A 12827-nucleotide genomic window follows, 5' to 3' on the forward strand; every position below is an offset into this window, starting at 1 on the left:
GCCATGATCAAACTCTTCAATTAAAAGCTTGATGTGCTTCCACTCGAGAAGCGATGCTCAAAGATTTACTGCATGAATTTTACTTCAGTTAGTCACTCTTCAAGACTTGATATTTTTTTGCATCCGAAGATGCTGGATATCGTCTTGTGGAGTGCCCACACAGATTGTCTGATAAATTGTTAAAGAGCAGTGCCGAGAAACTCATCGGCGCGGGCTGCGTATATTACGCTTTTCGCCCGGAGAGTCAAGCGTTTATTTCGCTATCCTCTCGCTGACCCGGCGGCTTGTCAGTCGTTGTTCCCGGTCAGTGGAGGCGCATTATAGGGAGTTCTCGGCAGGCCGCAACCCCTAAATGCAAAAAACTTTTCAAGCGCTCAAATAATCGCCCAAAATGCCTTTTTAGGATGTTTATTAGTCAAGAAACACCGGTTTTAGCGCAGCAATAGCGGCAAACCCTGTAAATAGAGACAAATGAAGATAAAGAAAAGGGAGCGGTCACCCGCTCCCTTTCATCTTCATGACGCTTAGTTGCCGTTATTGGCGTGCAACGATATGGTCGTTTTCGACATCCAACGTCACCAGCTTGCCGGGAATCAGCTTGCCGGACAGGATTTGCTGCGCCAGCGGGTTCTCGATCTCCTGCTGAATCGCACGTTTCAACGGACGCGCGCCATACACAGGGTCGTAACCGGTTTTGCTCAACAAAGCCAGGGCCGGTTCGGTCATGGTCACTTCGTAACCGCGTTCTTCCAAACGTTTGTACAAACGCGACAGCTGAATTTTGGCGATTGCAGCAATGTGTTTCTCGCCCAGCGGATGGAACACCACCACTTCGTCGATACGGTTGATGAACTCAGGACGGAAGTGGTGACTCACCATCTCCATCACCGACTCTTTCATCTGCGCGTAGTTCATCTGACCGAAGTGCTCCTGGATCAGATCGGAGCCCAGATTAGAAGTCATGATCACCACGGTATTGCGGAAATCGACGGTACGGCCCTGGCCATCGGTCAGTCGGCCGTCATCCAACACCTGCAGCAGAATGTTGAATACGTCCGGGTGCGCTTTCTCGACTTCATCCAGCAGAATCACCGAGTAAGGCCGGCGGCGCACGGCTTCCGTCAGATAGCCGCCCTCTTCATAACCCACATAGCCCGGAGGCGCGCCGACCAGACGCGAAACGGAGTGTTTCTCCATAAACTCGGACATGTCGATACGCACCATGGCGTCGTCGCTGTCGAACAGGAACGAAGCAAGCGCCTTGCAGAGCTCGGTTTTCCCCACCCCGGTCGGGCCGAGGAACAGGAACGAACCGATCGGCCGGTTAGGATCGGACAACCCGGCGCGGCTGCGGCGGATAGCATTAGAGACCGCACTGACCGCTTCGTCCTGGCCGATCACCCGCGAATGCAGCTCTTGCTCCAGGCGCAGCAGTTTGTCGCGTTCACCCTCCAGCATTCTGGCCACCGGGATGCCTGTGGCACGCGCCAGCACCTCGGCAATCTCCGCATCGGTCACCCGATTGCGCAGCAGCTTCATGCTCTTGCCTTCGGCCTGCGTGGCGGCGGCGAGCTGTTTCTCCAGCTCAGGGATTTTGCCGTATTGCAGTTCCGACATCCGCCCCAGATCGCCGACGCGGCGCGCCTGCTCCAGGGTGATTTTGGCCTGCTCGAGTTCAGCCTTGATGTTCTGAGTGCCGGAGAGCGAGGCTTTTTCCGCTTTCCACTCTTCTTCCAGCTCCGAATATTCGCGCTCTTTCTGCCCCAGCTCATCGCTGAGCATGTCCAGGCGTTTCTTGCTGGCGTCGTCAGACTCTTTATTCAGCGCCTGCTGTTCCAGCTTCAACTGAATGATGCGGCGTTCAAGCCTGTCGAGCGACTCCGGCTTGGAATCCATCTGCATGCGAATACTGGATGCCGCTTCGTCGATCAGGTCGATAGCCTTGTCCGGCAATTGACGATCGGCGATATAACGGTGAGAAAGCGTCGCCGCCGCCACGATGGCCGGGTCGGTGATCTGCACGTGGTGGTGCAATTCGTAACGCTCTTTCAGGCCGCGCAGGATAGCGATGGTGTCTTCCACGCTCGGCTCCGCCACATACACTTTCTGGAAACGGCGTTCGAGCGCCGCGTCTTTCTCTATATATTGGCGGTACTCATCCAGCGTTGTGGCACCGACGCAGTGCAGTTCGCCGCGCGCCAGCGCCGGCTTGAGCATGTTGCCCGCATCCATCGCACCATCCGCCTTACCGGCGCCGACCATGGTGTGCAGTTCGTCGATAAACAGGATAACGCTGCCTTCCTGCTTGGCCAGATCGTTGAGCACGCCTTTCAGACGCTCTTCAAACTCGCCGCGGTATTTGGCGCCGGCGATCAAGGCGCCCATATCGAGGGACAATACGCGCTTGTGCTTCAGCCCTTCCGGCACTTCGCCGTTGATGATGCGCTGCGCCAGGCCTTCGACGATGGCGGTTTTACCCACGCCAGGTTCGCCGATCAGCACCGGGTTGTTTTTGGTACGGCGTTGCAGCACCTGAATGGTGCGGCGGATCTCTTCGTCACGGCCGATCACCGGGTCAAGTTTGCCCTGCTCGGCGCGTTCGGTCAGATCGATCGTGTATTTCTTCAATGCTTGCCGTTGGTCTTCGGCGCCTTGATCTTCCACGCTGTCACCGCCTCTCATTTGTTCAATGGCTTTGCTGATTTTGTCGGCCGTTGCGCCGGCCGCTTTCAACAAGTCGGTCAACGAGCCGCGGTCTTCCAGCACCGCCAGCACAAACAGCTCGGAAGAAATGAATTTGTCCGCACGCTTCTGTGCCAGCTTGTCGCACAGGTTCAGGACGCGCACCAACTCGTGGGACGGTTGAACGTCGCCACCGGTACCTTCTACCTGCGGCAAACGGGACAGCGCCTGTTCGATCTCGGTGCGCACGCGCCCGGCATCGATACCTGCGGAAGTTAATAGTGGACGAACCGTGCCCCCTTCCTGATTGAGCAGGGCGCTCATCAGATGTAGCGGTTCAATAAACTGGTTGTCGTGCCCAAGGGCTAGTGACTGGGCATCGGCGAGGGCAAGCTGGAATTTGTTGGTAAGACGATCCAGACGCATAACACCTCCAAGATGGGTCGAAATTGCTACTGGAGATTAAATGAGGTCATCCCTCAAATTTTCAAGGTTATCTCGACGCTAAATTTTCGGTACAACGCCATGCGTCGTTGGATCGTCCTAATTCAATAGGTTATATCAGCCAGATTAAACTTGCCATACGTCCGGTTATTCCATCGCGTCGATAGGAGAAAAAATGACTCTTTTCGTTAACCGTGCAGCGGTCGCCGCCGTAGATGGCCTGCACGCCTGCCCGCAACAAACGTTGGCGGGCCAGCAAGTAGATATTAGCCAAAAACTTATCGCCGTGCGGCGTAAACGCCGCCGCGGCTTCGGCGTCTTCCGCGATAAAGGCAGCGCGCACCTCCGGCCCGACCTCAAACTGCTGCGGGCCGATCGCCGGCCCCAGCCAGGCGCTGATCTGGCTCGGCGCGGCGCTGAACGCCGCCACGGTTTGCTCCAGCACGCCATGGCATAACCCACGCCAGCCGGCGTGAGCGGCGGCCACTTCATCGCCGTGCTGCGAACAGAACAGCACCGGCAGACAATCCGCCGTCATCACGGCACACACCTGCCCCCGCACGTTGCTGTAAACCGCATCCGCCCGCAGATCGGCGGGCGCTTGCCCCGCCAACGTCACCACACGGGTGCCATGTATCTGCTCGAGCCACACCGGCATCTGCGGCAAGCCGGCGACGGTAACCAACCGTTCCCGATTGCGCTTCACCGCTTGCTCCTCGTCACCGACGTGGGCGCCGAGGTTCAGCGAGTCATAAGGCGGCAGGCTGACGCCGCCGCCGCGCGTGGTGCTGCAGGCCTTAACGCCGGGAGGCAACGGCCAGTCGGGCAGAATGAGCGAGTTCATTACCAGTCCATCTGATCTTTGAATTCTTCGGTATCCGCCTTCAGCGCGTTAATCAGATCGACCATGTCCTGCGGCAGCGGCGCATGCCACTCCATCTGGATGCCGCTGATCGGATGGTACAAACGCAGCATGGTGGCGTGCAGCGCCTGGCGGTCAAAACCGCGCAGCGTGTTGATGAAGGCTTCCGAAGCCCCCTTCGGCGGACGTGGACGGCCGCCGTACAGCGGATCGCCCACCAGCGGATGGCTGATGTAAGCCATGTGCACGCGGATCTGGTGAGTACGGCCGGTTTCCAGGCGCAGACGCAGACGGGTGTGCGCGCGGAAGTGTTCCATGATGCGGTAGTGCGTCACCGCCGGTTTACCCATCGGGTGCACCGCCATGTGGGTACGCTTGGTGGAATGGCGCGCTATGGGCTCTTCTACCGTGCCGCCGGCGGTCATGGTGCCAATCGCCACCGCTTCGTATTCACGGGTGATTTCACGCGCCTGCAGCGCTTCCACCAGCCGGGTTTGCGCCGGCACGGTTTTCGCCACCACCATCAGGCCGGTGGTGTCTTTATCCAGACGGTGCACGATGCCGGCGCGCGGCACGTCGGCGATTTCCGGGTAGTGATGCAGCAGCGCATTGAGCACCGTGCCGTCCGGGTTACCGGCGCCAGGGTGCACCACCAAATCGCGCGGCTTGTTGATCACCAGGATGTCGCTGTCTTCATAGACGATATCCAACGCGATATCCTGCGGCTCCCAACGCGCCTCTTCTTCTATCTGTGCATCGATGGCGACCGTCTCTCCGCCCAGCACCTTCTCTTTCGGTTTGTTTGACGTTTTGCCATTGACCTTCACCCGATCGCCCAGGATCCACTCTTTTATGCGAGATCGTGAATAATCAGGGAACAATTCGGCCAAAGCCTGATCTAAACGTTGTCCGAGTTGAGATTCGGCCACCGTTGCGGTGAGTTGTACTTGTTGTGCCATATGCAGCTTCTTCGTTAACGTTGGGTTTTCACGGCGATGCCGTTTAATATAATGTGCTATTGTACCTGGTCTTTGTCGGGAGCTTAACGGACAGTCTCCCGGAATAACACCCTGAGGATAATCAAAACGTCATGACGCGTATGAAATATCTGGTGGCGGCAGCCACGTTGAGCCTGGCGCTGGCAGGTTGCTCCACATCCAAGGATGCGGTTCCCGACAACCCACCTTCGGAAATCTATGCCACCGCGCAGCAAAAGCTGCAGGACGGTAACTTCAAGGGCGCGATTACGCAACTCGAAGCGTTAGATAACCGCTATCCTTTCGGGCCGTATTCCCAGCAGGTCCAGCTGGATTTGATTTACGCCTACTATAAGGCCGCCGACTTGCCGATGGCGCAGGCATCCATCGATCGCTTCATGCGCCTGAACCCGACGCACCCGAACATCGATTACGTGATGTACATGCGCGGTCTGACCGACATGGCGCTCGATGACAGCGCGCTGCAGGGCTTCTTCGGGGTTGACCGTTCGGACCGCGATCCTCAGCACGCTCGCGCTGCGTTCCGCGACTTCAGCCAGCTGATTCAGCAATACCCGAACAGCCAATACGCGACCGACGCCAACAAGCGTTTGGTGTATCTGAAAGACCGCTTGGCCAAGTATGAGCTTTCGGTGGCGGAATACTACACTAAACGCGGTGCTTACGTCGCGGTCGTTAATCGCGCCGAGCAGATGTTGCGTGAATTCCCGGATACCAAAGCGACGCACGACGTGTTGCCGCTGATGGAAAATGCCTACAAGCAACTGCAGCTGAACGGCCAGGCTGACAAAGTGGCCAAAGTGATCGCCGCCAACCCGCAATAAGCGCGCGTCGGCAACGGCAAAAAAACAAAACGGCAGCCTCGGCTGCCGTTTTCATTGGCGTGGACCTGGTTTTCACTGGAAGAATACACAAGTAAAAACACGGTGTTAGCTAGCGCTCCTCACCGGTCAACTCATCGATAATGCGCCATCCGGCGGCAACTCTCAAGCATTAGATAACCAATTCAAATGCTGAATCACAGATTGAACTAACTTTGCAAAAAGTGACAAAAAATCGTGATTTACATCACGCATTTAAACAAAAAGCGGGGTATGCTGGGTTCACCAAGACGGAAAGACAGAGAGGTAAGTTATATGACATTGAACATTACCAGCAAACAAATGGATATCACTCCCGCAATCCGCAATCACGTCGAAGACCGTCTCACCAAACTGGAAAAATGGCAGACCCAGCTGATAAACCCGCATATCGTCTTATCCAAAGAACCGCAGGGGTTTGTCGCCGACGCTACCATTACCACGCCGAACGGCCCGCTGGTCGCCAGCGCCAAACATGATGACATGTATACCGCCGTTAACGAGCTGATCGCCAAGCTGGAGCGCCAGCTGAACAAGGTGCAGCACAAAGGCGAAGCGCGCCGCTGCAATGCCAGCGTGAAAGACATCGTGCCGGAAGTGACGCAGGAACAGGAATAACCGTCCGACTGCGGTTGCCGCATCAAACGCGCCCGAGGGCGCGTTTTTTGTCGGGTATTTTTGTTGACGGGGTAAAAGCCAGCGGTTACTTTAAAACCTGTTCGCATTAACCTTAGGTAGACCATGCCACGCACACCGTTTTTCTTCGCATTCTTTTTTACCTTCCCCTGACTGGGAGGCGTTTCGTCGTGTGAGAAAGAATGCGAAGACGAACAACAAGGCCTCCTGGAAACAGGAGGCTTTTTTTATGGCTGTTATACAACGAATAAGAACTGAAGGCGGAAGCTGATTATGACTGACAACCCGTTATTGGTGCTGCGCGAGCGCATCAGCGCACTGGATTTGAAACTGTTGGCCCTGCTGGCGGAACGCCGTGAACTGGCGATCGAAGTCGGCAAGACCAAACTGCACTCTCACCGTCCGATCCGCGACAAAGAGCGCGAGCGCGATCTGCTGGATGCGCTGATCGCCGCCGCCAAGCCTTACGACCTGGACGGTTTCTACGTCACCCGCCTGTTCCAACTGATCATTGAAGACTCCGTCCTGACCCAGCAGGCGCTACTGCAGCACCAGCTCAATCCCGTCAGCCAACACTCCGCCCGCATCGCCTTTCTCGGCCCGAAAGGCTCTTATTCACATCTGGCGGCGCGCCAATACGCCGCCCGCCATTTCGATCGGTTGATCGAATGTGGCTGCCAGAAGTTTCAGGATATCTTCGCCCAGGTGGAAACCGGCCAGGCGGACTACGCCATTCTGCCGATCGAGAACACCAGCTCCGGCTCGATTAATGAGGTGTACGACCTGCTGCAACACACCAGTCTGTCGATCGTCGGCGAACTGACCAACCCGATCAACCACTGTGTTCTGGTGGCCGGCGACAGCGATTTGAGCCAGATTGAAACCGTCTACAGCCACCCGCAGCCGTTCCAGCAGTGCAGCCAGTTCCTGAATCGATTCCCGCACTGGAAAATCGAATACACTGAAAGCACGGCCGCCGCAATGGAGAAAGTCGCCAAGTTGAATTCGCCGAAGGTGGCGGCGCTGGGCAGCGAGGCCGGCGGCGCGCTGTACGGGCTGCAAGTGCTGGAACACAACCTCGCCAATCAACAACAGAACATTACCCGCTTTATCGTCCTGGCGCGTAAAGCGATCGACGTCTCCGAACAGGTGCCGGCCAAAACCACGCTGATCATGGCGACCGGCCAGCAATCCGGCGCGCTGGTCGAAGCGCTGCTGGTATTGCGCGACAACGGCATCATCATGACCAAACTGGAGTCACGCCCGATCAACGGCAATCCGTGGGAAGAGATGTTTTATATTGATGTACAGGCCAACCTGCGTGGCGACGCAATGCAAAAAGCGCTGCGCGATCTGGCGCCCATCACCCGCTCGCTGAAGGTGCTGGGCTGTTATCCGAGCGACACCGTGGTGCCGGTCAACCCATCCTGACGCGATAAAAAAAGGTTCGGCCAAGCCGAACCCTTCATTTTTATTTACCGCCGGTATTTTACTGCCGGCTGTCGTTAGCCTGCCGCAACAGCGTGCGGCTTTCCACCAGGAAGCGCTGGGCGTAATCGCCAAACCAGTGCTCCACCTTGCGGAAGCTATCGATAAACGCCTGTTTGTCGCCGTGCTCCAACAGCTTGATCGCCTCGCCGAAGCGCTGGTAGTAGCGTTTGATCAACGCCACGTTTTCCTCCGACGACATGATAATGTCGGCGTACAGCTGCGGATCCTGCGCAAACAGGCGGCCAACCATCGCCAGCTCCAGCCGGTAGATCGGCGAAGAGAGCGCCAGCAACTGCTCCAGTTGCACGTTCTCTTCCGCCAGATGCAACCCGTAGGCGAAGGTGGCAAAGTGCCGCAGCGCCTGAATAAACGCCATGTTCTGATCGTGTTCGACCGCACTGATGCGGTGCAGCCGCGCCCCCCACACCTGCAGCTGTTCAAGCAACCACTGGTAAGCCTCTGGCCGGCGGCCGTCGCAGTAAACCACGACCTGCTTCGCCACGCTGCCCACGTCCGGGCCGAACATCGGGTGCAACCCCACCACCGGGCCACTGTGCACCGCCAGCATCGCATGCAGCGGACGGTTCTTCACCGACGCCAAATCCACCAGAATACAGTCGTCGGGCAACGGCGGCAGGCGGCTTATCACCTGTTCGGTCACATGGATCGGCACGCTGACGATCACCATGCCGGCATCTGCCAACAGCTGTTCCGCCTGCGGCCAATCTTCCTGATCCAATACCCTGACCTGATAACCCGACAACGTCAGCAGACGGTTGAACAGCCGGCCCATCTGGCCGTTGCCGCCAATGATGACGATCGGCCGCAGCTGCGGGCACAGGGTTTTAAAGCCTTTATCGTTCTCGCTGACGTACGATTCGCGCATCACGCGGCGCAAGACATCCTCGATCAAATCCGGCGGCACCCCGAGGTTTTCCGCCTCTTGACGGCGCGAGGCCAGCATCGCCGCTTCGCGCTCCGGCACATAAACCGGTAAACCGTGGCGGCTTTTCACCTCGCCGACTTCCGCTACCAGATGCAGGCGTTTCGCCAGCAGATCCAGCAGCGCTTTGTCCACCTCGTCAATTTGATCGCGCAACGCGGTCAGTTCTGCCACCATAACTTACTTTTCTCCCGTGCGTGCCGTCAGCGCAGCGCCGAGTTCCTGATGCATATGACGCAGCAGCGTTTCCGTGCTTTCCCAGTTGATGCAGGCGTCGGTGACGGACACACCGTAACGCATGTCTGCACGCGGCTGCTCGGAAGACTGGTTGCCCTCATGCAGATGGCTCTCCAGCATGATGCCGGTGATCGAACGGTTGCCCGCCTTAATCTGCTCCACCACGGACTCGGCCACCGCCGGCTGACGGCGATAGTCTTTATTCGAGTTGCCATGGCTGCAATCTATCATCAAGGACGGATGGAGTCCCGCCTCGAGCATCTGTTTTTCACAGGCCGCAACGTGCTCGGCGCTGTAGTTCGGGGTTTTACCGCCGCGCAGGATCACATGCCCGTCCGGGTTGCCCTGGGTCTGCAGCAGGCAAACCTGGCCCGCCTGGTTGATGCCGACAAAACGGTGCGGCATGGCGGCGGCGCGCATGGCGTTGATGGCGGTGCCCAGACTGCCGTCGGTGCCGTTTTTGAAGCCGACCGGCATCGACAGGCCGGAAGCCATTTCGCGGTGGGTCTGCGATTCGGTGGTGCGCGCACCGATCGCCGACCAGCTGAACAAGTCCCCCAGGTACTGCGGGCTGTTCGGATCCAACGCTTCGGTAGCCAACGGCAAGCCCATGCCCACCAGATCCAGCAACAGGCGACGCGCGATATGCAAGCCTGCTTCAACGTCAAACGAACCGTCCATGTACGGATCGTTGATCAAACCTTTCCAGCCGACAGTGGTTCTGGGTTTTTCAAAATAGACGCGCATAACGATATACAGCTGATCGCTCAAGTCAGCCGCCAGGGTTTTCAAACGACGGGCATAGTCCAGCGCCGCATCCGGATCGTGGATCGAACAAGGCCCGCACACTACCAACAGGCGATGATCGCGCCCCTGCAAAATGTTGGCGATGGTGTTGCGCGCGGTGGCGATTTCATTTTCGTCGTCGGCGCTAAGCGGGAACTGGTTCTTCAGCTCCTCCGGTGTGATGAGAACCTGTTCTGCACTGATGTGTACGTTATTGAGCGCGTCTTTTTGCATGATGCTATTCCTGTCGTTTGGCGTTATGCGTTGAAGTGGAACCTTGAGCGTTTCAGGGCTCTACCTTATCACGCAATGTAAAGTTTTCAATCCAATTTCCGTAAATAAAAAATTACCGTAATTACCCCTAAGAAAAACCATTGGGAAAGGCACTTCAATAAATAAAATAAACTCAATAATTTCAATAACATATACAAACAAAAAGATTGCCAGCGCCTCTCTACCCGCTTGCCTGGCAATAGACGGGAATCGTAAACATAAATGTACATTTGATTTTACAAGGAAGACGCGCCCCCCACCTCAGCGCCAACGAATGGGCTGAGACAGGCATCCGCCAGACTCAGCACGAAGCGCTGCTGAAAGCGATGAATTTCAGTAGAAGAAAAGCGAATAAATAAGGAATAAAAATTAAAAACTTAAGCTAATGGCGGCTATTTTTGTCGCCGAAATGAACCGATATAATGTGACCGTCATCAACAATAACCACCCTTAACAACTGGATCCAAAATGCTCTCTTCTCGCGCTCGTCGCGCTTTTCCGCTGTATATTTGCTGCTTAACGACTTTCACCAGTGTTTCAGCTCTCGCCGACAATACGCTTTTCACCGCGATGGACGATCCGGCCACCGCCAAGAAACCGTTTGAAGGCAACGTGCAGGCGGGCTACAACGCCCAGTCAGGCAACTCGCAGAGTTCCACCCTGCTGGCCAACACCAACATGACCTGGTTCAACAGCGACGCGGCGTACAGCCTGTGGGGGGCGGCCAACAACACCACCTCCTCCAACGTACGCTCCTCCGAAAAATACCAGGCCGGTGGCCGTACGCGCTATAACCTGACCGACCGCAACTACCTGTTCGGCCAAGCCAGCTGGCTGAGCGACCGTTTCAACGGTTACGATTCACGCTCCACGCTGACGGGCGGCTACGGCCGTCAACTCCTCAACGGGCCGCTCAGCGACCTGCGGGTAGAATTCGGTCCCGGCGTGCGCCATGACGAATACCACGGCGGCGGCCGCTCGACCAAAGGGCTGGCCTACGGTGCGGCCAACTATTCCTATCAGCTGACCGACAACACCAAGTTCATTCAGGGCGTTTCCGCGCTGGCGAACGAGGAAACCACGCTGAACTCGGAAAGCGCGTTGAACGTGGCGATCAACGATCGCTTCTCACTGCGCGTAGCCTACACCGTGACCTACAACAGCAAACCGCCGGCCTCGGCACCGAAAAACACCGACACCACCACCTCGGTCACGCTGGTCTACGGCCTGTAATCTCCCTTCCAGAATCTCTCGAAGCCCATCATCGATGGGCTTTTTTATGCCTGCCGCCCTCTTTTGCACAATCTGCTAAAAATATTCATCCCACCCATTGACGACTTTAGCAAATAGCTTAATACTGTATGCATATACAGTAATTATTGTACAGCCTCGGGGCATGATGGATTTCGATAGTGAGCGACCAGTAACGCATCGATGGCCACCATAGTTCCCGAGATGCTGTAAACAAAGCGAGCATAAGTTATGGAGAAAATCACCTCATTCATCACCTACGCCATGGCGCTGTTTCTCGCCTGGCTCGGCAAGCTCTCTCCGCAGGACATTGCCTTTTTAGTCGGTGCGGCGGTAGGCATCGGCACGTTTCTGGTGAACTGGTACTACCGACGTAAAAGCCTGCAGATCTTGAAGGCCATTGAGCGCAATGCGGCATCACGGAGGAAAATTTACGATGAGTGCAATCGTTAAGCGCTGCAGCGTCGCCGCCGTTTTGGCCATCGCGGTGCTGTTACCGTCATTTGGCGAGCTGCAAACCTCAGAAGCCGGTCTCAGGCTGATCGCCGATCTCGAAGGTTGCCGCCTGTCGCCTTACCAGTGCAGCGCCGGGGTGTGGACGCAGGGCATTGGGCATACTGCCGACGTCATCCCAGGCAAGACGATCGATGAACGGCAAGCCGCGGTGGGTTTGGTCGACGATGTTCGCCGCACCGAACGCGGCATGGCCGCTTGCCTGCCGCATACGCTCTCGCAACAAACCTATGATGCGGTGATCGCCTTCGCCTTCAACGTGGGCATCAGCGCAGCCTGCCACTCTACGCTGGTCGCGCTGCTGCAACAGCGCCAGTGGCGGCAGGCCTGCGATCAGTTGCCTCGCTGGATTTACGTAAACGGAAAGAAAAACAAAGGGCTGGAACAGCGACGCGCCACGGAACGCGCACTGTGCTTGCAGGGTATTGCCTCATCATGACGAGTTCGCTCGCCGAAGGGTGATGCCACAACAATTTCACTTAATTTGTTCAAGGGGGTTCTTATGATGCACTGTCCATTATGCGGTCACGTGGCCCACACTCGCTCCAGCCGCTATCTGAGCGAGTCGACCAAAGAGCGTTACCATCAATGCCGCAACATCAATTGCAGCTGCACGTTCGCCACGCACGAGTCCGTCGCGCGGGTGATCGTCAAACCTGGCGATGACATTGTCCCGGCGCAGCCGCACCCGCCGGAGAGTCAGCATAAACAAAGCGCCGCCGCGCTGTAATGCAAAAAGCCTGCTGATGCAGGCTTTTTAATGTCGCTGCCAGGCGGCCAAGTCTCGCAAATGCGAGATGATAGATTTTCCAGATAAAAAAAGGGGTTGGCATAATGCCAACCCCTGATAA

At 56.7% G+C, this 12827-nt stretch carries 13 protein-coding genes and 1 other annotated feature; of the genes, 8 read left to right on the forward strand and 5 right to left on the reverse strand.

Annotation, left to right across the window (positions count from 1 at the left end; all coding sequences use genetic code 11):
- Positions 1-534: 534 nt before the first annotated feature.
- From clpB to rluD, 3 genes are all read right to left on the reverse strand, one after another.
- Positions 535-3108 carry an ATP-dependent chaperone ClpB gene (gene clpB, locus ACSBQQ_RS14435; protein ID WP_025301647.1) on the reverse strand — a complete coding sequence of 858 codons (2574 nt, stop codon included), beginning with the start codon at positions 3106-3108 and terminating at the stop codon, positions 535-537.
- Between the two features lie 130 nt (positions 3109-3238).
- Entirely contained in the window at positions 3239-3970 is a 732-nt protein-coding gene (gene yfiH / locus ACSBQQ_RS14440; protein WP_039568951.1) for a purine nucleoside phosphorylase YfiH, read from the reverse strand.
- Positions 3970-4947, reverse strand: coding sequence for a 23S rRNA pseudouridine(1911/1915/1917) synthase RluD (gene rluD / locus ACSBQQ_RS14445; RefSeq protein ID WP_004932452.1), 978 nt, complete (start codon positions 4945-4947; stop codon positions 3970-3972). The genes yfiH and rluD overlap by 1 nt, the downstream gene beginning before the upstream one ends.
- A gap of 131 nt (positions 4948-5078) precedes the next feature.
- Between rluD and bamD the strand changes: the two genes are divergently transcribed.
- The 4 genes from bamD to pheA all read left to right on the forward strand — a co-directional run bounded on the left by bamD (position 5079) and on the right by pheA (position 7913).
- Complete coding sequence (bamD, locus tag ACSBQQ_RS14450) at positions 5079-5810, forward strand: outer membrane protein assembly factor BamD (protein WP_004932456.1); 732 nt, start codon at positions 5079-5081, stop codon at positions 5808-5810.
- 312 nt (positions 5811-6122) lie between these two features.
- On the forward strand, positions 6123-6464 hold the full coding sequence (gene raiA / locus ACSBQQ_RS14455; protein WP_004932457.1) for a ribosome-associated translation inhibitor RaiA: 342 nt from the start codon (positions 6123-6125) through the stop codon (positions 6462-6464).
- 122 nt (positions 6465-6586) lie between these two features.
- Positions 6587-6713 (forward strand) — a sequence feature (Phe leader region).
- On the forward strand, positions 6588-6635 hold the full coding sequence (locus tag ACSBQQ_RS14460; protein ID WP_101428074.1) for a hypothetical protein: 48 nt from the start codon (positions 6588-6590) through the stop codon (positions 6633-6635). (Overlaps the previous feature by 48 nt.)
- A 42-nt stretch (positions 6714-6755) precedes the next feature.
- Positions 6756-7913, forward strand: a complete 1158-nt coding sequence (gene pheA / locus ACSBQQ_RS14465) for a bifunctional chorismate mutase/prephenate dehydratase (protein WP_049196868.1) — start codon at positions 6756-6758, stop codon at positions 7911-7913.
- 58 nt (positions 7914-7971) lie between these two features.
- Here pheA and tyrA read toward each other — a convergent pair whose 3' ends face one another.
- Both tyrA and ACSBQQ_RS14475 read right to left on the reverse strand, forming a co-directional pair.
- Entirely contained in the window at positions 7972-9093 is a 1122-nt protein-coding gene (tyrA, locus tag ACSBQQ_RS14470) for a bifunctional chorismate mutase/prephenate dehydrogenase (RefSeq protein ID WP_033637185.1), read from the reverse strand.
- A gap of 3 nt (positions 9094-9096) precedes the next feature.
- Positions 9097-10173 carry a 3-deoxy-7-phosphoheptulonate synthase gene (locus ACSBQQ_RS14475; RefSeq protein ID WP_016929016.1) on the reverse strand — a complete coding sequence of 359 codons (1077 nt, stop codon included), beginning with the start codon at positions 10171-10173 and terminating at the stop codon, positions 9097-9099.
- Positions 10174-10680: 507 nt separating this feature from the next.
- Between ACSBQQ_RS14475 and ACSBQQ_RS14480 the strand changes: the two genes are divergently transcribed.
- From ACSBQQ_RS14480 to ACSBQQ_RS14495, 4 genes are all read left to right on the forward strand, one after another.
- Positions 10681-11445, forward strand: coding sequence for a DUF481 domain-containing protein (locus ACSBQQ_RS14480; protein ID WP_004932469.1), 765 nt, complete (start codon positions 10681-10683; stop codon positions 11443-11445).
- 249 nt (positions 11446-11694) lie between these two features.
- Positions 11695-11916 (forward strand): HP1 family phage holin, encoded by a 222-nt coding sequence (locus ACSBQQ_RS14485; RefSeq protein WP_025301641.1) that lies wholly within the window; start codon positions 11695-11697, stop codon positions 11914-11916.
- Positions 11900-12415, forward strand: a complete 516-nt coding sequence (locus ACSBQQ_RS14490; protein WP_039568943.1) for a lysozyme — start codon at positions 11900-11902, stop codon at positions 12413-12415. The genes ACSBQQ_RS14485 and ACSBQQ_RS14490 overlap by 17 nt, the downstream gene beginning before the upstream one ends.
- A gap of 63 nt (positions 12416-12478) precedes the next feature.
- The gene (locus ACSBQQ_RS14495; RefSeq protein ID WP_033637183.1) at positions 12479-12706 is read left to right on the forward strand and encodes an ogr/Delta-like zinc finger family protein; all 228 of its coding nucleotides are present in this window, start codon (positions 12479-12481) and stop codon (positions 12704-12706) included.
- The last annotated feature ends 121 nt before the right edge of the window (positions 12707-12827 follow it).

This window comes from Serratia sp. G204Y (assembly GCF_051172435.1).
Classification (GTDB): Bacteria; Pseudomonadota; Gammaproteobacteria; order Enterobacterales; family Enterobacteriaceae; genus Serratia; species Serratia sarumanii.

Excerpts from the sequence above, each read along its gene's own strand:
- clpB (WP_025301647.1), bottom strand. The coding sequence starts at position 3,108 with ATGCGTCTGGATCGTCTTACCAACAAATTCCAGCTTGCCCTCGCCGAT.
- ACSBQQ_RS14495 (WP_033637183.1), top strand. The coding sequence starts at position 12,479 with ATGATGCACTGTCCATTATGCGGTCACGTGGCCCACACTCGCTCCAGC.
- pheA (WP_049196868.1), top strand. The coding sequence starts at position 6,756 with ATGACTGACAACCCGTTATTGGTGCTGCGCGAGCGCATCAGCGCACTG.
- ACSBQQ_RS14480 (WP_004932469.1), top strand. The coding sequence starts at position 10,681 with ATGCTCTCTTCTCGCGCTCGTCGCGCTTTTCCGCTGTATATTTGCTGC.
- bamD (WP_004932456.1), top strand. The coding sequence starts at position 5,079 with ATGACGCGTATGAAATATCTGGTGGCGGCAGCCACGTTGAGCCTGGCG.
- ACSBQQ_RS14485 (WP_025301641.1), top strand. The coding sequence starts at position 11,695 with ATGGAGAAAATCACCTCATTCATCACCTACGCCATGGCGCTGTTTCTC.
- rluD (WP_004932452.1), bottom strand. The coding sequence starts at position 4,947 with ATGGCACAACAAGTACAACTCACCGCAACGGTGGCCGAATCTCAACTC.
- yfiH (WP_039568951.1), bottom strand. The coding sequence starts at position 3,970 with ATGAACTCGCTCATTCTGCCCGACTGGCCGTTGCCTCCCGGCGTTAAG.
- ACSBQQ_RS14490 (WP_039568943.1), top strand. The coding sequence starts at position 11,900 with ATGAGTGCAATCGTTAAGCGCTGCAGCGTCGCCGCCGTTTTGGCCATC.
- ACSBQQ_RS14475 (WP_016929016.1), bottom strand. The coding sequence starts at position 10,173 with ATGCAAAAAGACGCGCTCAATAACGTACACATCAGTGCAGAACAGGTT.
- tyrA (WP_033637185.1), bottom strand. The coding sequence starts at position 9,093 with ATGGTGGCAGAACTGACCGCGTTGCGCGATCAAATTGACGAGGTGGAC.
- raiA (WP_004932457.1), top strand. The coding sequence starts at position 6,123 with ATGACATTGAACATTACCAGCAAACAAATGGATATCACTCCCGCAATC.